The sequence below is a fragment of the Undibacterium sp. TC9W genome, assembly GCF_049339865.1.
GTDB lineage: Bacteria > Pseudomonadota > Gammaproteobacteria > Burkholderiales > Burkholderiaceae_D > Undibacterium.
Map to the genome: position 1 here is coordinate 56038 of NZ_JBMPPJ010000016.1, position 21908 is coordinate 77945.

Consider the following 21908-nt stretch of genomic DNA (forward strand, 5'->3'; position numbering starts at 1 on the left):
GTCAATCACCAAAACAGATGCCTATGTCTCGGCCGGTTTGCAAGGTATCGCTGTCCATGGGCACGGCTTTCATGCGGCCTGCCACTTCTTCAAGGGCCACATAATTGACGTTAGGAAAAGCCAGTGCCACCATGATACCGGAATGACCTTCATCCAGGGCACGTACGGCAGCTGCGCCAAAGCGCATTGCTGACAAACGGTCAAAGGCTGTGGGGCTGCCGCCACGCAAGAGATGTCCCAGTACTACGGCGCGTGCTTCCTTGCCGGTCATGGTTTGCAAATCATGGGCCAGTCTTTCACCTATGCCGCCCAGTCTCTCTACATGTCCCGCAGTAGCGGCTGCCTGCAGCATAGGCAGGCCATTCACGGCTAGTGCACCTTCCGCTGCCAGTACGATGGAATAATTGCGGCCATTTTCGTCACGCCTTTTGATCATGGTAGCGATTTTTTCCGGGTCGTAGGGTATTTCGGGTATCAGGATTGCATGCGCATTGGCAGCAATGCCGGAGTGCAGAGCTATCCAGCCTGCGTAGCGCCCCATGACTTCCACCACCATGATACGCTGATGGCTTTCTGCCGTGCTGTGCAGACGGTCTATGCATTCAGTCGCAAATGAAACGGCAGTATCAAAACCAAATGTGGTGAAAGTTTTGTCTAGATCATTGTCTATGGTCTTGGGCACGCCTACCACACGCAAGCCTTGCAGGTGCAGGGCATGGGCGATAGTCAGGGTGCCATCACCGCCTATGCAGACCAGGGCATCAATATCCATTTTTTTCAGGTAGGCATGGATGTCTGCACTGCGGTTAATTTCCTGCACACTGCCATCCGGCATGGTGGTGGCAAAACGCAAGGGATTACCATGATTGGTTGTGCCAAGGATGGTGCCACCCAGATGCCCTATGCCGCGCACCTGGTCTGCGGTCAAGCGCGTTACGCCATTATGCGGATAGCGATCAGGCAGTAGGATGCCGTTGAAACCTTCGCGTATGCCATAGCATTCCCAGCCGCGCTGTGCCGCTGCCAGCACAACAGAACGTATGACTGCATTGAGGCCCGGGGCGTCGCCGCCACCTGTACTGATGGCGATGCGCTTGATACTTGCAGTCATGTTCAGCCTGTCAAAAAAGGGTTTTTCTGCAGTTAATTGTAGGGGATGTATTCAATCCCGTGTGAAATTTGTCCTATCACCTGGGCAATATTTTCTGTGCTTTCGCTGAAACTGGCCAGGATGTCCGGACGCGTCATGCCCGCAGAAATACGGCCATTCCAGTAATCAAAACCTGCCTGATCAGGGTTGCGTTGCAAGACATTATTGTACAAGGCAGTCATGAAAGCATTGTCCGTAATATTGTCACCATATAGTTTTTTGAACTCTGCAGAATTGCCAAAACCTGCGGCGGCATGATTGAGGGTTTCTGCGCCGCTGTCTAGTTGCCCTATCCAGTAACCCAAACCCGCCTTGTCTGGTATGCGATTGAACGCTGCCTGATACAGGCGGTATGCCTGCCCTGCATTGCCATCAATGTCGATTGCCAATGTTTGGTCGGTGAATTGCAGACGTTCAATATTGCTGAAAGTATCGGTGAGCCCGTTGACTGCAGTGCCTGGTGCCACAACGGTAGTGACCATGCCGGTTTTTGTCAGATTGACGCTGAAGTAGCCGGACGCAATATTCATCAATACCGTATCTGTCCCCGCACCTCCGTCATAAGTATCTGAACCAGAACCAAGAGCAAACAGATCATTGATAGCCGAACCTGTCCAGTTATCGTTGCCTGATACCATGTTGATGAGTACCTGATCCAGTTTGTTCCAGTCATCGGACGATGACAACAAATAGTTCAGATTGCTGATGCTGAATTGTTCCTGACCAAGCCCATTCTTTACGGTGACGGAAGTAATGGTGCCTGCCGTTGGCATGCTCACTCGTGTTGTGTAACTCAGTCCTGTACCCGTCCAGCTGGCTTGCACCAGATGGGTAATGAAAAAGCCCGATGTCAGAGTTTGTGCACTGGAGGTAACAGCCGCATTCTAGCCACTAAAGAACAGACTCTTGCCGTTGATTCTGATGTTCGCCAAGAATTTCCTTGAAAGTGCAGGTAAAGTTCAAATTGAAATGCCGGAATAAAAAAATGTCCTCAAGTGCAAAATTTTTAGCATTTTATTATTGTGTGTTTGATAATTATTTACTCATCTGGGCTGGCTGCTGTTTTAAAGACTGTTCAATGGTATTTTCAAATAGCGTATGCCGTTGTTTTCAGCATTCGGCAAGGCTCCTGCGCGGATGTTGATCTGTATTGCCGGTATCAGCAGATACGGCATTTCCAGCCCGCTGTCACGCTTCTGGCGCAAGGCGACAAAGTCAGCCTCACTGACCCCATCACGCACATGGATATTGTCTGCCTTTTGTCTGGCTACACTGGTATGTGTGCAGACTTCGCGCCCGGCAGGTGGATAATCGTGGCACAGAAATAGCCGCGTTTCAGGCGGGTAGGACAAGAGTTTTTGTATCGAGTGATATAACTGAGCAGCATCCCCACCAGGAAAATCACAACGTGCAGTACCAACATCTGGCATGAACAAGGTGTCACCGACAAAAATACTGTCACCAATGACATACGCCATGTCTGCCGGGGTATGCCCAGGCACGTTGATCGCCCTGGCTTGCAATTGACCAATGGAGAATTCTTCCTGATCTACGAACAGCACATCAAACTGCTCACCATTCACCGGGAAGTCTGACCCCAGATTAAACATGACCTTGAATACTTTTTGCACCGCGCTGATATTCTTGCCTATGGCAATTTTGCCGCCGGCTTTTTTCTTGAGGTACTGCGCTCCTGACAAATGATCGGCGTGGGCATGGGTTTCCAGCAGCCATTGCAGGGTCAGCTTGTTTGCCGCAAGAAATTCCAGCACCTGGTCGGCAGATTTGTTCGTGGTATGCCCCGATTTGGGTTCGTAATTCAGTACCGGATCTATCACCGCTGCATGACCACCAGGCGCATCGAATACCACATGGGTGGCGGTACAGGTCTGTGTATCGAAGAAACTGTGTACATGTGGCTTGATGTCTGGATTCATGATGAACTCGCGCATGGCGATGAAATGAGTTCTCGAATAATAACAAAAATGTTGCAGATTTTGACATTTAGCATGCTTGTGCGGGATCAAACCAGGTTCAAGACTCGACGCATGAACATGACAGGAATACTATAGTGAACATTTTGTAATGTGGGGTTTTGTAGTTGAGACAGAGTGCCTTTCGCTTGCGCGACGATGATGGCTGCGTTGCAATGCCCGCAATAGCACCACTATCGCGCCACTATTGCTGTGCTTTGCATCTTGCCCTGGTCGCCGGGTAAGCGTCTTTCACTTCTGTTTTAACTACAATAGTCCATTAGCATATTTTTTAATCCAGACTCTCGATATGTTCATCTCTGCAGCAGAACTTGTGGTGGCGTTCATTGGTGCCATGGTTGGTCTCGTCATGGGCCTGACCGGGGCTGGTGGCGGCATACTGGCAGTACCAGCGCTGGTGTATACCCAGGGCTTCAGCATGCAGCAAGCCATGCCGGTGGCCTTGCTGGCCGTCAGTAGCGCAGCCCTGATAGGTGCAATAGAAGGCCTTATGCGCAAGCTGGTGCGTTATCGTGCTGCCATCCTGATGGCAGTTGCTAGCAGCCTGCCTACCCTGCTCGGCGTGCAGGTCGCTCACCGCATGTCGCAGCAATGGCTGATGCTGGTGTTCGCCCTGATACTGGGTGTGGTGGCGGTGAGGTTGATAGTGCAATTGCGTTCGCCTGAATGTGATGATGCGCAGCGTGCCGCCATGGCGCGTATCAATGCCAGTACTGGCCGCTTTGAATGGTCATTCAAGACCGGTGCCGTGATCGCTGGCATAGGCGCAGTATCCGGTTTCATGACAGGCTTGCTGGGTGTGGGTGGTGGCTTTGTCATCGTCCCCATGCTCAGGCATTACACCAATGCCAGCATGCATGTGGCGGTGGCGACTTCACTGCTGGTCGTCAGCATAGTCGGTACCATGGGAGTAGGGTCTGCCTTGCTGAGTGGTACCCACTTGCCAGCTTTGCTGTCAGCCATGTTTGTTGCGACTACGGTAGGTGGCATGTTGCTGGCAAGACGCATCGCCTTGCAGTTGCCAGCAAAAAAAGTACAGATGATTTTCGTTGCTTTGCTTTTGTGTGTTGCAGCGAGCCTGGTTTATCGTGCTGTGGCCTAGTTGAGGTTGCGGCTGGCATTCGTCATGTTCGCACCATTCAGTATCGCTGCCTGTGATTCCAGTTGCCGTGCAACATTGCCGCAGACCAGGTCGCACAGTGCATAGATAGACTCATCAGCGATATGGTAATACACCGAAGTGCCACGGCCTTCGCGAGCTACCAGGCCATGCTTGGCCAAGGTGGACAGATGGCGTGAGACATTGGCCTGCGAGCAGGAGCAACGCTCGGCCAGTTCACCCACATTGTGTTCTTTTTCGCGCAGGCAATTCAAGATGCGCAAGCGGGTGGGCTCAGCCAGCGCCGAAAAATAATGGGCAATCTGTATCAAAGCCTGATCAGATAATCCGTCCATGACAGTCAATGTGGTAGTGGGAATATTTCTATCATACCCCGAGTTTGCAAGATTGCCCACGCTTAATTTACTATTTGCGTAATTGCGCAAATAAGCATATTATATTTCTGCTGCACATGCGAAAGACATCTGCAAAAAACCTGCTAAGGCGCTACATCTACTGAACCATGGCCACCCAAATCCTTCATTTTCATCATCTCAAGCAAGCACTTGCTGTTTTTCTTGCACTATTTTTTCTGGCTGACGTCATGGCGGCTGAACTGGTGGTGGCAGAGGTCAGGGCTGGCAACACTGGCGGCATGATCACCACCGATGGTGTAGTAGAAGCGGTCAGGCAGACGGTGATCGCCGCCCAGATATCAGGTGCCATTACAGAATTGCCTGCAAAAGCTGCCGACAGCATGAAGGCCGGGCAAGTGCTGGCCCGTATCGATGGCCGCGCTGCCAGCCAGCAGGCCAATGCCAGCCAGGCCCAGGTCGAAGCGGCGCGGGCAGAACTGCAACTGGCCAGCAAAGACTTCGAGCGCCAAAAGCAGCTGTTTGCCCGGCAATACATCAGCCAGGCGCAACTCGACAGGGCAGAGGCGCAGTTCAAATCTTCCAGCGCTGCTGCCCATGCGCAAATTGCCGGGGCTGGCGCGGTACAGACGCAGGCGGGCTTCTATGCATTGACGGCCCCTTATGCTGGACGCATCGCTGATGTCTATGTCAGTCAGGGAGATATGGTCACACCGGGCAAAGCCCTGATGACAGTGTTTGACCCAGCCGCGTTGCGTGTGACGGCAAGCTTGCCGGAGGCCAGCATCGCTCGCCTGCGACAGGGCCAAACGGTCACGATAGAGATACCTGCTTTGCCAGCTACGCAACGCATAGTCAGGCTCGATAAATTCACTGTCTTGCCAGTGACTGACGCCAGCACCCATACCGTGCAATTGCGCTTTGAGCTTCCCGCCATCAATAATATAAGTGGGCTTGCACCCGGCATGTTTGCGCGTTTGCAATTGCCTGTTTATACACAGGACAAGGGCGATGCTGCCCGCCTGTATGTACCAGCCAGTGCCATCATCCGGCGTGCAGAATTGTGGGCTGTTTATGTCGTCGGTCCGCAGGGCAAGCCCCTGCTCAGGCAAATCAAGCCCGGCCCGGTTATGGGTAATGAGCAGGAGGTGCTCGCAGGTGTCACGGCGGGTGAGAAAGTACTGCTCCACCCTTTGACGACAATGGCGGCACGCTGAGGACCGGCCATGAACACATTGGGACATTCTGGCCGCATCGCCCGGTTTTTTCAGACTGCACAAATCACGCCCTTGCTGGCACTGGTCGCCTTTTTGCTTGGCATCTTTGCCATCTTCTTCACTCCCCGTGAAGAGGAGCCGCAAATCAATGTGACCATGGCGAATGTGCTGATCCCTTTTCCAGGTGCCTCGGTCAGGCAGGTAGAACAGCAAGTGGCGATACCGGCAGAACAACTGCTGAGTCAGATCGCCAACGTAGAACATGTGATCTCGGTATCGCGCCCCGGCATGGCCATCATGACAGTGCAATTTCAGGTGGGAGTTCCACGTACGGAGGCACTGGTGCGCCTGTATGACCTGGTGCACAGCAAGCGCGACTGGTTGCCTGCCAGCCTGGGCGTGCAGGAAGCCATTGTCAAACCCAAGGGCATAGAGGATGTGCCCATCATCGCACTTACCTTATGGAGCAAGAATCCGCAAAGCGCAGCCTATGATCTGGAAAGGGTTGCCCATGGCATGGAGGCTGAACTCAAACGTGTCAAAGGCACGCGTGACATCAGCACTATCGGAGGCCCCGGACGCGCCATCAATATTGAGCTCGATCCTGCCAGGCTGGCAGCGAATGGCCTGACCGTGGCAGATCTGCAAAGCAGCCTGCAAGCGGTAAACCTGGGTTTGCCTGCCGGCGAGTTGACACGGGCTAACCAGAGCATTGCCATCGATGCCGGGCCCTTCCTGCAGGATGCACGCGCGGTATCAGAGGTGGTGGTCGGTGTCAGGGCTGGCAAGCCTGTCTTCATGGAGGATGTGGCAAAAGTAAGCGATGGCGCCTTGCCAGCCAGCGCATATGTCTGGCATGGTCAGACGGGCAAAGGCGCGGCTGAATATCCGGCTGTCACCATCGCCATCAGCAAGCAGAATGGCCAGAATGCAGTCGCCGTTGCCGATGCAGTGAAACAGCGGGTAGCAGAATTGCGCAATACCCTGATACCCGCCGATGTGGAAGTCAGCATGACGCGCAATTATGGCCAGACTGCAGATGACAAGGCCAAAAAACTCATACAGAAATTATTGTTTGCTACCGCCTCGGTTGTGGCCCTGGTCTTCATTGCACTGGGGCGGCGCGAAGCAGCCATCGTTGGTACGGCTGTGATACTGACCCTGACAGTGACACTGTTTGCTTCCTGGGCGTGGGGGTTTACGCTGAACCGGGTATCGCTGTTCGCCCTGATTTTTTCCATAGGCATACTCGTCGATGATGCCATCGTCGTCGTTGAAAACATACACAGGCACCAGACACTGTTCCCGGATCAATCCCTGACAGACATCATACCTGCTGCCGTCGATGAGGTCGGTGGCCCCACCATACTCGCGACCCTGACGGTGATTGCAGCGCTCTTGCCCATGGCTTTTGTCAGCGGCCTGATGGGGCCTTATATGAGCCCGATACCCATCAATGCCAGCATGGGCATGCTGTTGTCGCTGGCGATTGCCTTCATCGTCACACCCTGGCTGGCACGCATCTGGATGAAACCGGGCCATGGCAAGCACGAGAGCAAAGTGCAGAAAAAAATAGCTAACATTTTTGCCCGGATATTTCGTCCCTTCCTTGACGAACGTAAAGGCCGGGTGAATGGCTGGAAGCTGACGCTGGCTATCTTTGCATTGATCGCCATGTCCATTGTTTTGCCAGTGCTCGGTTGGGTGCAGTTGAAGATGCTGCCGTTTGATAACAAGTCAGAATTCCAGGTTGTTGTCGATATGCCTGCAGGTAGCCCGGTAGAAAAAACAGCAGCAGTCTTGCGCGAACTCGGTGCTTATTTGTCGCAAGTGCCGGAGGTGGCTGACTACCAGGCCTACGCAGGAACTGCCGCGCCCATCAATTTCAATGGCCTGGTGCGTCAATACTATTTACGTACTGGTGGTGAGGTCGGTGACTTGCAGGTCAACCTGGTTGACAAGCATCACCGCAGCGACCAAAGCCATGCCATCGCCAGCCGCTTGCGTCCGGCACTCCAGCAAATCGGCCAGCGGTTTTCAGCCAATGTCAAAATAGTGGAAGTGCCACCCGGCCCGCCGGTGCAGGCAGCCATCGTCGCAGAAATTTATGGCCCAACAGAAGAAGGCAGGCAGCAGGTGGCGAAAGAAGTACGTGCCATTTTCAACAAGACCGGCAGCGTAGTCGATGTCGATGACAGCAGTATCGTCAATGCGCCACGCAAGGTCTTGCTGGTCGATCAGCGCAAGGCTGCAAATCTGGGCATCAGCCAGGCCGCTATCGTCACTACCCTGCGTGCCGGCTTGCACGGTGACGCTGCGAGCTATCTGCATGATGAGAGCAGGTATGCGACTGCGATACAGCTACAATTGCCAGTCAGCGAACAAGGCAGTCTCGACAGTTTGCTGAACCTGAATGTCAGGTCGGCACAGGGCAAGCTGGTGCCCCTGCGTGAACTGGTGACTATCTCGGACACTGTGCGTGAACAGCCGGTGTTTCATAAGGACGGTCTGGCTGTTAATTATGTGACTGCCGACATGGCCGGTGCGACCGACAGCCCGCTGTACGGCATGTTTGCCATGCGAGGCGAACTGGCAAAAATCATTGCCCCTGATGGCGGCAAGCTCCAGGAATTTTTTATCCAGGCCCCATCTGATCCCTACCGCGGATACAGCCTGAAATGGGATGGCGAATGGCAGATCACGTATGAAACTTTTCGTGACATGGGCGCAGCTTATGCCGTGGGTCTGGTGCTTATTTATCTGCTGGTTGTGGCGCAGTTTGGCTCTTACCTGACGCCGTTGATCATCATGGCACCGATACCGCTGACCATCATAGGCGTCATGCCTGGTCACGCTTTGCTGGGGGCGCAATACACCGCGACGAGCATGATAGGCATGATCGCCCTGGCTGGCATCATCGTCAGGAATTCTATCTTGCTGGTAGATTTTATCCGGGTGCAATTGTCGGCAGGCATGACATTCAAGGACGCGGTAGTCAGTTCTGCCATCACCAGGGCGCAACCGATAGTCCTGACAGGTTTTGCTGCCATGCTCGGTGCCTTCTTTATTCTCGACGATCCCATCTTCAACGGCCTGGCGATCTCGCTGATTTTTGGCATCCTGGTATCAAGCTTACTGACTCTGGTAGTGATACCGCTGTTGTATTACCGCGCTTATAAAAATCACCCTGATTTTCAACAAGGAGCTTCATCATGACTAGCTGGCAAATTGTCCGTATCCTTGCAGGATGCTTTATTCTACTTAGCCTGGCGTTGGGCATGCCCGGTAGCCCTTTGTTTGTTGATCAATGGTGGCTGGCTTTCACCGCTTTTGTCGGCGCAAACCTGTTGCAAAGCGGCATCACTAAATGGTGCTTGATGGAAAGTATATTGCGCAAACTGGGTGTGCGGGCGGGCAACTAAAAGATATTCTGCCTAACCCTTGATGAAAAAATTAATGCGTGAATGGGGCGACGTCAACAAGTCGCTCTGACGCCGCCCGGCGTTCTTGCGCCTGCCCTGCAATTTGCGGGTATTCAACAAGATGGCCTGCTGCTTTTCACGACGGTCTGCACTGCGCCGGTCGTCGGTCTGGCGACGATCAATTTCTGGCCAGGCGGCTTCTTCACCGGCACCTTTGCCATCTTGTAGTTGCCCCTGTGTAACAGGGCGGCGCTGCTGGCTGCTGGCGTGCGGCATTTCTGCGGCTTGTTCAAAGATGCGGAATACTTTTAAGGGGAACATGACATAAGTGCGAAAAATAAGGCTGTTCGCACTTAGAACGGTAAAATTGCCTAAAACTTTAGCAAGCCCGTTTTTGCAGGCTCGCCGAATTGGAAGATAATTTCAGGTGGGAAATGTTTATTGCTGCTCGCACTTAATTCAATCTTAGCTCACACCTTTAACTGGAATGGCGTGAAATTAGTATCCTTGTCATAGTAATCTTCATTTTCCTTGCGCTTGAGGAAAGCAACTACCTTATAAGTCACCGGCGTCATGACAACTTCCCAGCTGGTTTTCAGCACATATTGCGCGACCATAACGGTGATCAACTGACTGTCTGACCAGATGCCATAAAAGGCAATCACATAAAACAGGCTGGAATCAACAAACTCGCCACATATCGTCGAGCCTATGGTGCGCATCCACAAATGCCGGCCTTCCATCGCGACTTTCATCTTGGCCAGCACATAGCTGTTCACAAAGCTGCCACACCAGAATGCTGTGACCGAACCCAGGATAATTCTTGGAGTATTACCAAATACTGCCGCCAGATGGGTCTGGTATTCGGTATTGAATGGGTCCGCTGCCGGTGTCAGCGCCAGCACAACCACCGACATGATGGCTGCAAACAGTACTGCACCAAAGCCTGCCCAGATCACGCGGCGGTCGCGTCCATAACCATAAACTTCGGTGAGCACATCGCCAAAAATATACGAGATAGGGAAAAACAAGACGCCAGCGCCAAACGTCACCGTTCCCAGGACAGGCAAAGTCACCTGTGCAGCCTTGGCCGCGCCTATCAGGTTAGAGCACAGTAAGACCGTGACAAAGGCTGCCATCACAAAATCGTAATATTTATAACTGCCAAGTGGTCGTGTCATGTGATTGATCCTGGAATATTGCTAGAGTTTTTCTATCCGCAAGTATGTCATGGGCATCAGGCATATTCGACATCCGGGGCAAGCTTGTCAACCTTGAATCAGATTTTTGTTGAAAAAAACTTTGATTTGCACAGACTCGTGCATGAAAAGATCTGCAACAAAGTTCAGCGCCTTTTGCTGCGTTTTGCAAATCGGCATTTGCTACAATGAATCTATCTCAGTTTTAAAGTGTTTCCATGTGCGCAGCCCCGATCACCGTTGATGTACCCGTAGAACAGTTATGCATAGGCTTGTATGTACATCTTGATATCTCCTGGCTGGAGCACTCGTTTGCGCTCAACAGTTTCAAGATCAAGAGTCAGGACGAGATCACGGCAATCAGGCACCTGGGTTTGAAAACCATCCGGGTCAGCCCGGCCAAATCAGATAATCGCCCCTTACCACCGCCAGTAAAAACAGCGGAGCCTGTCGAGCCTGAGCCAGTCATGACACTGAGTCCTGAAGAACTGGCCCTGATAGCAGAAAAAAAATCACGCATAGAAAGACTGATCAGGGAACGAAATGCCATCGCTCAGTGCGAAAAGCAATTGCTCAAAGCTGCCAATACGCTCAAGAATATTACCCGTAACCTGTTTTCACGCCCGCAGGAATCGGTGCGCGAAGCTGAGCAACTGGTGCAGCAAATGCTGGATTCTTTACTCGTTGATAAAGACATTGCCATTCATCTCATGAATGACAAGATAGTCGGTGAAGAAGCCTATTATCATTCGCTCAATGTCGCCGTACTGACCATGATGCTGGCAAAGGAATTGGCCTTTTCCGAGGACGACATCCGGCAACTCGGCATGGGTTGCATGTTCCACGACATAGGCAAGATAGAAATCCCTGACCGCATCGTCAACAAAAGCTTTGCGCTGACCAAGGCAGAGCAAAACCTCTTGCAGATGCACAGCCATTATGGTCAGCAGATAGGCGAGAAACTGAACTTGTCAAAAGGCGTCATCGACATCATCGCGCAACATCATGAAATGGCCGATGGCAGCGGTTATCCGCAACAACTGAAGGCAGAACGCATCTCACCGCTGGCCAGTATCGTCGCCATCACCAATACCTATGACAACCTGTGCAATAAACCCAACCCGGCTGATTCCCTGAGCCCGTATGAAGCCATGTCCTATATGTTTGCCAACCAGCGCAAGCAATTCGACGCTGCAGCCCTGAACCTATTCATACGCTGCATGGGTGTCTATCCGCCAGGTACCATCGTCAAGCTTAGCGATGGCACCCTGGGCATGGTGGTGGCGGTCAATTCCAGCAAGCCGCTGCGTCCCAGCGTGTTGATTTACGACCCCAGCGTTCCCAAGTCCGAGGCCATCATCCTCGACCTGATACACGAACCCATACTCGACATCACCGCCAGCCTCAAGCCCGGCCAACTGGCACCAGAAGTGTATGACTACCTGAGCCCGCGCAAGCGCATGACTTATTTCTTTGATACCGAGAAGGCAGAAAAGCAGAAACACCCGTAAATATATAGGGCTTAACTGGCTTGTCGCGGCAAGGATGCAATCAGATCGGCAAAGCGCTGCCCCTGTATCATGATATGACCGCGCAATAAATTTGCGGTCAGTTCAGCTTCCCCTTGCAAGATGGCTTGCACTACCTGGTCATGCTCATTATAAGAATTGGCAACACGGTCACGCACACGCAATTGCAAACGGCGGTAAGGGCGCAGGCGGCGGTGCAAATTCATTGCCTGCTTCTCCAGAAAGTCATTATGGCTGCCGCGATAAATCAGGTAGTGAAACACTTCATTCTTGTAAAAATATTCGTCCGGGTCTTCGGCATCACGCGCCTCTTTGCAGGCTTCATGGGCAGTTTGTAAATCTGCCTGTTCCTGTTTCGACATGCGGCGTGCGGCCATGCGGCCACACATGGCTTCAAACTCTGCCATCACTTCAAACATTTCCACCAATTGCTGAGGGCTGATGGTGGCTACCTGGGCACCACGCCTGGGCCGCATTTCTATGATACCCATCGATGCCAGTTGTATTAATGCCTCACGTATCGGCGTGCGCGATACGCCAAAGCGTTCTGCCAGTTCGGTTTCATCGAGATGATGGCCAGGCTGCAGTTGCCCTGTTGCTATCAATTCTTCTATTTCTTCCCGCAGGCTTGCTGATCGGTTTTTCATTTTTCTTATGCATCTGAATAATTTGTAAGTCTAGTATATATTCAAGTTGACTTTGAATGCAAAATAGTCGATCTTGTATACAAGAATTTTAATAAAGCATACAAAGCAGTGTTTTTCGCGGGATATGCAAAGATCATAGGCAGGGCAAAACCTTGTCAAAAAGAGATGTCTCATCTATAAAACCTTAGGAGCAATCATGTCGCAACTGAAGAGAAGAACAGTCTTGCAAGCTTTAAGTCTGGCACCGTTGGCGGCGGCATGGTCGCCATTGACTGCATGGGCACAAAATGCAACGTTGAAAATTTCGCATCAATTTCCTGGCGGCACGCTGGAAGAGGGCGACTTTCGCGACCGTCTGTGCCGCATGTTTGCAGCAGAAGTACAAAAGCGCAGCAATGGCAGCCTGAAGTTTGAAATCTATCCCGGCTCTTCACTGATGAAAACCAATGCGCAATTCTCATCCATGCGCAAGGGGGCGTTGGATCTGTCCCTGGTACCTTTGTCGTATGCCGGTGGTGAAGTGCCAGAAGTGAATATCGGCCTCATGCCCGGCCTGGTGCCATCTTATGAAGTTGGAGCCGCATGGAAGAATGCCGAAGTCGGCAAGGAACTCAATAAGCTCCTGCTCGACAAGGGCATCGTGGTGGTCAGCTGGATCTGGCAGGCTGGCGGCGTGGCATCGCGTACCAAGGCGGTGGTTGATCCTGATGATGTCAAGGGCATGAAGATACGCGGCGGTTCACGTGAAGTCGATCTGGTATTGAAAGCCGCTGGTGCTGCCGTAGTATCGCTGCCGTCAAACGAAATCTATGCCGCCATGCAGACGGGGGCGATGGAAGCCGCCATGACTTCATCGACTTCGCTGATTTCTTTCCGCCTCGAAGAAGTGTCCAAATTCCTGACCAGTGGCCGTGGTCAAAGTTACTGGTATATGTTTGAACCCCTGATGATGTCAAAAGCGATTTTTGACAAGCTGAGCAAAGACCAGCAAAACACCATCATGACCGTGGGTGCAGAACTCGAAGCTTTCGCCATCAAGGCTGCGAAACAAGATGATATTGCTGTTGCCACTGTCTATGAAAAGAAAGGTGCCAAGGTCGTTGACCTGAACGCTACCACCGTCAAGAAGTGGCAGGCAATCGCCCGCACCACGGCCTGGAAAGATTATGCCGACAAAAGTGAAAACTGCGCCAAATTGCTGAAACTGGCGGAGAAATTATTATGAGCCATGGCTTTGAAATAGCCGCTCCTAAAGGGCCGCCTGTTCCAGACCATCCCTTCGTTGCGCGGCTGGCAAAAGTACTGGAATGGGTGAACAAAGTTATCGTGCGCATCTCCATGTTTGCCATGTTGCTGACGGCCTTCATCCTCACTTATTCTGTCGTCACACGTTATCTGTTCAAGATACCAACCGACTGGCAGGATGAAGCCTCAGTCTTCATGCTGATAGGAGTGACTTTCTTTTCTGCGGCTTACGTGCAGTCTTATCGTGGTCACATAGGCATAGAGGTCTTGTCATCCATCTTGCCACCGGCAGTCAATCGCTTTCGCCTGTTGCTGGTGGATATCATCAGTGCGACGTTTTGCCTTTTCTTTTCCTGGAAATCGTGGACGCTGTTCCATGAAGCCTGGGTTGATGGCCAAACGACTTCTTCGACATTCGCACCGCCCTTGTGGATACCCTATGCCATGATGGCAACAGGCATGACCCTGTTGTCACTGCAAATACTGGTACAGATACTGGCTGCCGCCACCAATACAAGCAGCAAAGGGAGGCCAGCATGAGTCCGCTTACCCTTGGTGTTTTATATGGCATCGTGACCCTGGTCGTGATGTTTTCCGGCATGCCCATCGCCTTTGCTCTGGGCGTAGTGGCCACTGGCTTCATGTACTTTTTCATGCCCGCCGCTTCACTCGATACCATTACCCAGAACGTCTATGAAGAAATGGCATCGATCACCTTGCTGTCGATACCGCTGTTCATTTTAAAGGGCGCAGCGATAGGCAAATCACCTGCCGGGCGTGACCTGTATTCTGCCATCCATGCGTGGTTGCACAAGGTGCCGGGTGGCCTGGGTATCGCCAATGTCTTCGCCTGCGCCATGTTTGCGGCAATGGCAGGTTCGTCACCTGCGACCTGTTCCGCGATCGGCTCGGCTGGCATACCAGAAATGCGCAGGCGTGGTTATTCGCCTGGCTTTGCAGCAGGCATCATCGCTGCTGGTGGTACATTAGGAATCTTGCTGCCGCCATCGATTACCATGATCCTGTACGCAGTTGCGGCAGAACAGTCATTGGGACGTTTGTTTCTGGCTGGCATAGGCCCGGGTGTTTTGCTGGTGATTTTGTTTTCCGGCTATGCTGTCTACAGGGCGCGCCGTGAGTATGCAGTTGCTTACAAAGCGTATGAACAGAGCGGTGCCAAATCAGCCTATCTGGAAGAAGAACATTTCACACTCGCGCAAAAAGTAGAAATGCTGCCGCGTGTGCTGCCCTTCGTTATCCTGCTCATCGGTGTCATGGTGGCCCTGTATGGCGGGTATGCCACGCCTTCAGAAACAGCAGGCCTGGGTGCCTTGCTGGCGATGGTATTGATTGCGATTGTGTATGGCGTATGGCGGCCAAAAGATATCTCACCCTTCATCACCTCGACGATTAAAGAATCAACGATGCTGCTGTTCATCATCGGTATGTCGCTGCTGTATTCTTATGTCATGAGTTACCTGCATATCAGCCAGTCGGCCGCGCAATGGGTGGTCGATTTGCACCTGAGTAAATGGATGCTGCTGACAGTGATCTTACTGATGGTGGTGGTATTTGGATTCTTCCTGCCACCAGTCTCGATTATCCTGATGATGTGCCCCATCATTCTGCCGCCATTGAAGGTAGCAGGCTTTGATCTGATCTGGTTTGGCGTGGTCATGACCATCGTCATGGAGATGGGTCTGATCCATCCACCGGTGGGCTTGAATATTTTTGTTATCAAGAATATCGCGCCGGATATACCCTTGAAGGATATCGTCTGGGGTGTCATGCCTTTTCTGTTACTGATGCTGGTGGCCGTGATTTTACTGTGCGTATTCCCGCACATCGCCACCGCATTTCCTGACGCCTTGATGGGAGCAAAATAATGACCGCAGCAGGTCGCTGGAATACCCTGCAAACCAACCGCCAGCAGCGCCTGCAAAGGGCAGCTGCAGTGTTGGGCAATGATTTGCAGGGCAAACTATTTCCGCAGCAGCGCATAGGCGACTGCCTGCATGCGGTACTGGAAACAGGCGACCGGGTTTGCCTGGAAGGGAATAACCAGAAGCAGGCAGATTTTTTGGCCAAGGCACTGACCAGACTGGATGCGGCACGCGTGCATGATTTGCACATGCTGCTTTCCGTGTTGGCCCTGCCTGAACATCTGGATGTATTTGACAAGGGCATCGCCAGCAAGCTGGATTTTTCTTTCTCCGGCCCGCAGGCAGCACGCCTGGCCAAGCTGGCCTCGGCAGGAAAATTGAATATCGGTGCCATCCATACCTACCTGGAGTTGTATGCACGCTATTTCGTTGACCTGACACCGCGTGTCGCCCTGGTGGCTGCGCAATCGGCAGACCGCGCAGGCAATTTATATACCGGCCCCAATACTGAAGATACGCCAACGATAGTCGAAGCTACGGCATTTAAATCCGGCATTGTGATTGCCCAGGTCAACGAGATCGTCGATGTCTTGCCGCGTGTTGATATCCCCGCTGGCTGGGTAGATTTTGTCGTGCAGGCACCGACGCCGCATTACTTAGAACCGCTGTTCACCCGTGACCCGGCCTTGATCTCCGAGATACAGGTCTTGATGGCGATGATGGCCATCAAGGGCATCTATGCAGAATATGAAGTCAAGCGTCTCAACCACGGTATAGGCTTTGATACTGCCGCCATAGAATTGCTCTTGCCCACCTATGCAGCATCGCTGGGCCTGAAAGGCAAGATCGCCAGCCACTGGGCGTTGAACCCGCATCCGGCCCTGATCCCCGCGATAGAAGCGGGCTTTGTTGAGTCTGTGCATTCTTTCGGTTCTGAACTGGGCATGGAAGACTATATCCGTGCACGGCCAGATGTCTTCTTTGTCGGTGCTGACGGCAGCATGCGCAGCAACCGCGCACTCTCGCAAGCTGCAGGGCATTATGCCTGCGACATGTTCATAGGCTCCACCCTGCAAATCGATTTGCAGGGTAATTCATCGACCGCCACCCTGGGCCGCATCGCCGGTTTCGGTGGTGCACCGAATATGGGGGCAGATGCACGTGGCCGTCGTCATGCCAGTCCGGCTTGGCTAAAAGCAGGGCGCGAAGCACGTGCAGGTAGCAACCAGATACCGCGCGGGCAAAAACTGGTGGTGCAGATGGTAGAGACTTTCCGCGAGCACATGCAACCCGCCTTTGTCGAAAAACTCGATGCCTGGCAACTGGCAGAACAAGCGAAGATGGCGATACCACCGGTCATGATTTATGGTGATGATGTCACCCATATACTGACTGAAGAAGGTATCGCCAATCTTCTTTTATGTCGCAGTGAAGAAGAGCGCGAACAAGCGATACGCGGTGTCGCAGGTTACACGCCAGTCGGCCTGGCACGCGACAAACGCATGGTAGAAAACCTGCGTGACCGTGGCATCATCAAACGCGCAGAAGACCTGGGTATAGACAAGCGCATGGCCACACGTGATTTGCTGGCCGCAAAGAATATGAAAGACCTGGTACGCGCATCGGGTGGTTTATATCAACCGCCCAAGCGCTTCAGGAACTGGTAAGGATCTACATCATGGAAACTTTGGTATATCGTTTTGAGCAAGGGCAACGCAAGCTGGGATCTGCGGCGCAACTGGTAGGCGTGGTCAGCTCGGGTAATCTGGAAGTGCTGGTGCAGTCGCTGGATTTGCAGTCAGCCTGCGAGATAGAAATCAGCACGGCTGCCACTGGCTTTGGTGCGATCTGGCAAGCAGTCATGCATGACTTTAACCAGCGCTGGCAACTGGCCGATTGCCGCATTGCCATCAACGACATGGGCGCTACTCCCGCCGTTGTCAGTCTGCGCATGGATCAGGCCATAGAAGCCTGTCTGGAGCAAGCCAAATGAGCAGCTATCTGGAAGCAACAGCCAGGCAAAGATTGGCCGCATTGATCAGCGATTTCACAGAATTCCTGCCACCTGCAAAAGAGTGGACCAGCCCGCATCTGCCGCAACTCAATGCACCTGTGTCATTTGATGATGGCGTCGTCATCGGTCGCGGCACTATCGATGGCAGGCAAGCCTATGTCGCAGTGCAGGAAGGCGGCTTCATGGGCGGCGCAGTGGGTGAAGTGCATGGAGCCAAGCTGGTGGGCCTCATGCGCGCTGCTGTCATCCACAAACCACAGGCACTGATCCTGCTGGCAGAGTCCGGCGGCGTGCGTCTGCATGAGGCCAATGCAGGCCTGATTGCCGTGTCTGAAGTCATGCGCGCCTTGCTGGCTGTACGTGCGGCAGGCATACCCGTCATCGTCGTCATCGGTGGCAGCAATGGCTGTTTTGGTGGCATGGGCATCGTTTCACGCTGCGCGAATGTCATCATCATGTCGGAAGAGGCAAGATTGGCCATGTCCGGCCCTGAAGTCATAGAAACCGCAAACGGTGTAGAAGAGTTTGATTCACGCGACAGAGCGCTGGTATGGCGCACCACTGGCGGCAAGCACCGTTACCTGCTCGGTGATTGCCAAATGCTGGTGGCCGATGATGATGCCGCATTCAAGGCAGCGATAGTGCAAGCCATGCAGGATAGCGCACAAAATGAAGTAGCTCTCAGTCTTGCTGCACTGGAAGAAGAGCAAAAAATGCTGACAGCACGCCTGCAAGATTTTGGTGGCATGACTGAACCCATGGACATCTGGGCTGCCATGGGTGTAGAACATCCTGAGGATATTGCCATGCTCGATACACAGGCATTCTTGCAACTGAGCGCCAGCATCAGGCAGACGGAGCGCCAACATGGATAGCATGCAATTGCTTGCACAATTATTCCCGCAAGGTCATGAAGTCACTATCGTTGATGATTTTATTTGTGGCACAGCCGCTATCGACGGACAGAGCATCAGCGTCATCGGCACCAGCGGCCACACACCCATAGGCGTGGAGATTGCGCTGGCACAGGCCAGGGCAGTGCTGGCGACAGTGCGTGATTATCCGCAAAGGCCGATATTGCTGCTGGTCGATACCCAAGGACAGCGCCTGCGCCACAGAGATGAAATGCTGGGCATTAACAGCTATATGGCACATCTGGGTAAATGCCTGGAGTTGGCCAGACAGTCTGGCCACAAGATCATTGCGTTGGTCTATGACCAGGCTTTGTCCGGTGGCTTCATCACCAGTGGCATGATGGCCGATGCCTGTTATGCCTTGCCAGAAGCGACCATACGCGTCATGGGCTTGCCAGCGATGGCACGCATTACCAAGGTAGCAGAAGAAAAGCTGACTGCACTGGCGCTGCATAATCCCGTATTCGCCCCCGGCCCTAAAAACTATGAACGCATGGGTGGGGTGCAGGCGATATGGGAGGGCGATCTGGCACAGTGCTTGCGCGATGCCCTGTTGCAGGCCGATGCAACTGACAGACGCAGTGAACTGGGTCAACAGCGTGGCGGTCGCCGCAAGTCACAGCAGGTGGTAGAAGCTGTTCTATCTCAGGCAGCACAAGTACAATAAGGTATGGATAGTATCGCGCAATATCAAAGACATGATCTGGTCTGGCTTGCTGACGAAGCATGGCTGGCTGTCTTGCAGTCTTTTGGCGCACCAGACCTGCTCAGGCAATGGCAGCAAGAAGAATGGCCCGCAGTAGTCACACGCCGTCATCCTGATGCTGCAGACGATGAAGTTTGCATAGGTTTCCCGCTCCCACCTGTGAATGGCAACAAGCCGCGCTATGCCGCGATAGTAAAAGCTGAGCATATCGCCATTCATCAGTCTGCCCTGTCCTTGCATACTGTCATCGCTGTTGTGCCGCATACATGGCAGGCAGGCTTGCAAAGCCTGCATCAACAAGCCCTGATGGCGGGTATCAAGCTACGTGTGTATGGCTCGGTCGCCATGCAGTTTTTGACGGGGCAAGATTATCTGAGCGCGACTTCAGATATCGACATCCTGTTCCGCCCTTATCACCAGTCGCAATTGCGTGCTGGGCTGGCTTTGCTGCAAGAGTGTCTGCAAACATTACCAATGGATGGGGAGATTGTTTTTCCTGGAGAGGCCGCGGTGGCTTGGAAAGAATGGATACAGCCCGCTCATCCCGGGCAGGATTTTAATCAGCAGCGCGTGATGGTGAAATGCATGCGTGGCGTCAGCCTGCGCACGCGGCAAAACCTGCTTGAACTGTTGGCTGAGGGTGAATTGCCATGCTAGCGCAAGCGCATGTTCATACTGAACTGTGTTCAGTTCAGTCGCCGACAGCTTCACCTCAAAGAAAACATAGTGCGCAGCAAATCGCCATACTCGCAGTGCGCAGTCTGTATGCAGAACTGGTCTTGTATCCCAAACCTGGTCTGGTTTCCCTGCGTGACAATGGCAGTCATGTTGATATGGATGCTGCCTGCTTCATGCGCAGCCTGTTTTCTCTGCGCCATTATTTCAGAGACATTGCACTTGCTGGTGCCGCTGGTGCTGAATTCCACATATTAAAAAATTTAGGTATCGCAGCAGAACAGCGCATGTTGAAAGCGACCAGAGGCATCAATACACATAGAGGTGCCATCTTTGCCCTGGGCATGCTCAGTGCAGCGGCTGGATATTGTTTGTCGCGTGACGGCGTAATGACGGCTGTGACTTTACGGCAGGCTCTCATCGCGCAATGGGGGCAGACATTGACTGCGCATAGTGCTCCAGAAGATACACAGCATCTGAGTCATGGCTTGCAGGCTGCAAAACGATATGCTGCCAGCGGTGCCAGGGAAGAGGCGGCCTTGGGTTTCCCTTCCATCTTTGAACTTGCACTGCCACGTTTGCAGCAAAGCCTGCGAGAGGTCCGCAGTCTGCATCTGGCACAAGTCGATTGCTTCTTTACTCTGATGGCACATATCAGTGACACCAATCTCTATCATCGCGGCGGCATAGCAGGAATAGCTTATGCCAAAGATACGGCACAAAAATTTCTGGATCAGGGTGGCACAGCTAATCCGCAATGGTTGATCATTGCAGAAAACTGTCATCGAGAATTCATCTCACGCAGGCTGTCGCCAGGAGGCGCAGCAGATATGCTGGCAGCAACTTGCTTTGTGCATCACTGCCTGGAAAAATTTTTAGTAATGAGGCTACATGAATAAGTTCGCCCTGCTATGTCCAGGGCAGGGTGCGCAGTCTGCGGATATGTTTGTGCTGGCCAGGCAAGATACAAAGGCGGCGAGTTTTGTGCAAGATGTGTTGAGCCATAAGATAGAACAACACACGCTCGCAGAAGCACTTTCATCACATGATCTGCTATTTAAAAACCGCTATGCCCAGCCTTTGATCGTCGCTTCCACACTGGCCAACTGGCTGGCGCTACGCGATAATTTACCCACGCCAGACCTGGTCGCCGGATACAGCATAGGTGAAATTTCTGCGCATGCAGTCAGTGGCAGCATGGATGTGCAAGCTGTCCTGCAACTCGCTACTACCCGTGCGGCTTTGATGCAAGCTTGCGTGTATACACCGCAAGGTATGCTGGCTGTATCTGGTGTCGCCATCACCGACATACAGCAATTCGTTGCCAGCCATGAGCTGCACGTCGCCATCATCACGGCTGACAACAAGGCCATCATCGCTGGTCTGGCAGACCAGATCAGCGCGGTCATTCCAGAAATTGCCAAGCTACCTGGACAGGATATTACATACACAGAAATAGCTGTGCATATCGCTTCGCATACTCCACTGATGCAGGCTGCTGTACCTGGCTTTGCGCAAGCGCTGAATGACACTCCCGCGCATGAAACTGAGATTCCTGTATTGGCAGGTTTCAACGCCGAAAAAGTCACGGAACCAGCGACCATACGCAGCAGCCTCCTGGCACAACTGACCCAGACCATACAATGGCATGCCTGTATGGATGCAATGGCTGAAAGCGGTATCAGCCATGCGCTGGAACTGGGCCCAGGCTCGGCCTTATCCAAAATGCTGCAGACCCGTCATCCACAAATAGCTTGCCGCTCCATCGCAGATTTCCGAAGCCTCGAAGGTGTAGTCCATTGGGTGCGACGCCAGAACGAGAGTTGATTTTCACTAACCC

22 protein-coding genes are annotated in these 21908 nt (G+C 52.8%); 15 read left to right on the plus strand and 7 right to left on the minus strand.

What is annotated here, in order from left to right; all coding sequences use genetic code 11:
- Position 1: 1 nt before the first annotated feature.
- The 3 genes from ACO0LN_RS20925 to ACO0LN_RS20935 all read right to left on the minus strand — a co-directional run bounded on the left by ACO0LN_RS20925 (position 2) and on the right by ACO0LN_RS20935 (position 3075).
- Positions 2–1111 (minus strand): 6-phosphofructokinase, encoded by a 1110-nt coding sequence (locus ACO0LN_RS20925; protein WP_422977093.1) that lies wholly within the window; start codon positions 1109–1111, stop codon positions 2–4.
- 32 nt (positions 1112–1143) lie between these two features.
- The gene (locus tag ACO0LN_RS20930) at positions 1144–1923 is read right to left on the minus strand and encodes a DUF4214 domain-containing protein (protein ID WP_422977095.1); all 780 of its coding nucleotides are present in this window, start codon (positions 1921–1923) and stop codon (positions 1144–1146) included.
- A gap of 291 nt (positions 1924–2214) precedes the next feature.
- Positions 2215–3075 (minus strand): MBL fold metallo-hydrolase, encoded by an 861-nt coding sequence (locus ACO0LN_RS20935; RefSeq protein ID WP_422977222.1) that lies wholly within the window; start codon positions 3073–3075, stop codon positions 2215–2217.
- A gap of 358 nt (positions 3076–3433) precedes the next feature.
- Between ACO0LN_RS20935 and ACO0LN_RS20940 the strand changes: the two genes are divergently transcribed.
- Positions 3434–4246, plus strand: a complete 813-nt coding sequence (locus tag ACO0LN_RS20940) for a sulfite exporter TauE/SafE family protein (protein ID WP_422977097.1) — start codon at positions 3434–3436, stop codon at positions 4244–4246.
- On the opposite strand, the gene ACO0LN_RS20945 is transcribed toward ACO0LN_RS20940, so the two are convergent.
- A complete protein-coding gene (locus tag ACO0LN_RS20945) occupies positions 4243–4599 on the minus strand; it encodes an ArsR/SmtB family transcription factor (RefSeq protein WP_162039498.1) in 357 nt (118 codons plus the stop codon). The genes ACO0LN_RS20940 and ACO0LN_RS20945 overlap by 4 nt on opposite strands.
- A 167-nt stretch (positions 4600–4766) precedes the next feature.
- On the opposite strand from ACO0LN_RS20945, the gene ACO0LN_RS20950 reads away from it, so the two are divergent.
- Genes ACO0LN_RS20950 through ACO0LN_RS20960 form a run of 3 tightly spaced genes read left to right on the plus strand, consistent with a single transcriptional unit; the run spans position 4767 to position 9256 of the window.
- Entirely contained in the window at positions 4767–5834 is a 1068-nt protein-coding gene (locus ACO0LN_RS20950) for an efflux RND transporter periplasmic adaptor subunit (protein ID WP_422977099.1), read from the plus strand.
- A gap of 9 nt (positions 5835–5843) precedes the next feature.
- Positions 5844–9050, plus strand: coding sequence for an efflux RND transporter permease subunit (locus tag ACO0LN_RS20955; protein WP_422977101.1), 3207 nt, complete (start codon positions 5844–5846; stop codon positions 9048–9050).
- A complete protein-coding gene (locus ACO0LN_RS20960; protein ID WP_422977103.1) occupies positions 9047–9256 on the plus strand; it encodes a YgaP family membrane protein in 210 nt (69 codons plus the stop codon). The genes ACO0LN_RS20955 and ACO0LN_RS20960 overlap by 4 nt, the downstream gene beginning before the upstream one ends.
- A gap of 12 nt (positions 9257–9268) precedes the next feature.
- On the opposite strand, the gene ACO0LN_RS20965 is transcribed toward ACO0LN_RS20960, so the two are convergent.
- Both ACO0LN_RS20965 and ACO0LN_RS20970 read right to left on the minus strand, forming a co-directional pair.
- Positions 9269–9577: a hypothetical protein gene (locus ACO0LN_RS20965; RefSeq protein WP_422977105.1), complete on the minus strand. Its 309-nt coding sequence runs from the start codon at positions 9575–9577 to the stop codon at positions 9269–9271.
- A 149-nt stretch (positions 9578–9726) separates the two neighbouring features.
- Positions 9727–10437 carry a queuosine precursor transporter gene (locus ACO0LN_RS20970; RefSeq protein ID WP_422977107.1) on the minus strand — a complete coding sequence of 237 codons (711 nt, stop codon included), beginning with the start codon at positions 10435–10437 and terminating at the stop codon, positions 9727–9729.
- 236 nt (positions 10438–10673) lie between these two features.
- Here ACO0LN_RS20970 and ACO0LN_RS20975 point away from each other — a divergent pair, with 236 nt between their 5' ends.
- Entirely contained in the window at positions 10674–11966 is a 1293-nt protein-coding gene (locus tag ACO0LN_RS20975) for an HD-GYP domain-containing protein (RefSeq protein ID WP_422977109.1), read from the plus strand.
- Positions 11967–11977: 11 nt separating this feature from the next.
- Here the strand turns inward: ACO0LN_RS20975 and ACO0LN_RS20980 are convergent, their stop codons facing one another.
- Complete coding sequence (locus ACO0LN_RS20980) at positions 11978–12631, minus strand: GntR family transcriptional regulator (RefSeq protein WP_370529069.1); 654 nt, start codon at positions 12629–12631, stop codon at positions 11978–11980.
- Between the two features lie 196 nt (positions 12632–12827).
- On the opposite strand from ACO0LN_RS20980, the gene dctP reads away from it, so the two are divergent.
- From dctP to ACO0LN_RS21030, 10 genes are read left to right on the plus strand one after another with little or no spacing between them, the layout of a single operon-like run.
- Complete coding sequence (dctP, locus tag ACO0LN_RS20985; RefSeq protein ID WP_422977111.1) at positions 12828–13856, plus strand: TRAP transporter substrate-binding protein DctP; 1029 nt, start codon at positions 12828–12830, stop codon at positions 13854–13856.
- Entirely contained in the window at positions 13853–14416 is a 564-nt protein-coding gene (locus ACO0LN_RS20990) for a TRAP transporter small permease (RefSeq protein WP_422977113.1), read from the plus strand. Before dctP ends, ACO0LN_RS20990 begins: the two co-directional genes overlap by 4 nt.
- Positions 14413–15762, plus strand: a complete 1350-nt coding sequence (locus tag ACO0LN_RS20995) for a TRAP transporter large permease (RefSeq protein ID WP_422977115.1) — start codon at positions 14413–14415, stop codon at positions 15760–15762. The genes ACO0LN_RS20990 and ACO0LN_RS20995 overlap by 4 nt, the downstream gene beginning before the upstream one ends.
- Positions 15762–17426 carry a malonate decarboxylase subunit alpha gene (gene mdcA, locus ACO0LN_RS21000; RefSeq protein ID WP_422977117.1) on the plus strand — a complete coding sequence of 555 codons (1665 nt, stop codon included), beginning with the start codon at positions 15762–15764 and terminating at the stop codon, positions 17424–17426. Before ACO0LN_RS20995 ends, mdcA begins: the two co-directional genes overlap by 1 nt.
- Before the next feature lie 11 nt (positions 17427–17437).
- A complete protein-coding gene (mdcC, locus tag ACO0LN_RS21005; RefSeq protein WP_422977119.1) occupies positions 17438–17752 on the plus strand; it encodes a malonate decarboxylase acyl carrier protein in 315 nt (104 codons plus the stop codon).
- Positions 17749–18648 carry a biotin-independent malonate decarboxylase subunit beta gene (locus ACO0LN_RS21010; protein WP_422977121.1) on the plus strand — a complete coding sequence of 300 codons (900 nt, stop codon included), beginning with the start codon at positions 17749–17751 and terminating at the stop codon, positions 18646–18648. The genes mdcC and ACO0LN_RS21010 overlap by 4 nt, the downstream gene beginning before the upstream one ends.
- The gene (mdcE, locus tag ACO0LN_RS21015) at positions 18641–19354 is read left to right on the plus strand and encodes a biotin-independent malonate decarboxylase subunit gamma (protein ID WP_422977123.1); all 714 of its coding nucleotides are present in this window, start codon (positions 18641–18643) and stop codon (positions 19352–19354) included. The genes ACO0LN_RS21010 and mdcE overlap by 8 nt, the downstream gene beginning before the upstream one ends.
- Before the next feature lie 3 nt (positions 19355–19357).
- Positions 19358–20050 (plus strand): malonate decarboxylase holo-[acyl-carrier-protein] synthase, encoded by a 693-nt coding sequence (gene mdcG / locus ACO0LN_RS21020; protein WP_422977125.1) that lies wholly within the window; start codon positions 19358–19360, stop codon positions 20048–20050.
- Positions 20044–20967, plus strand: a complete 924-nt coding sequence (gene mdcB / locus ACO0LN_RS21025) for a triphosphoribosyl-dephospho-CoA synthase MdcB (protein ID WP_422977127.1) — start codon at positions 20044–20046, stop codon at positions 20965–20967. Before mdcG ends, mdcB begins: the two co-directional genes overlap by 7 nt.
- A complete protein-coding gene (locus tag ACO0LN_RS21030; RefSeq protein ID WP_422977129.1) occupies positions 20960–21895 on the plus strand; it encodes an ACP S-malonyltransferase in 936 nt (311 codons plus the stop codon). Before mdcB ends, ACO0LN_RS21030 begins: the two co-directional genes overlap by 8 nt.
- The last annotated feature ends 13 nt before the right edge of the window (positions 21896–21908 follow it).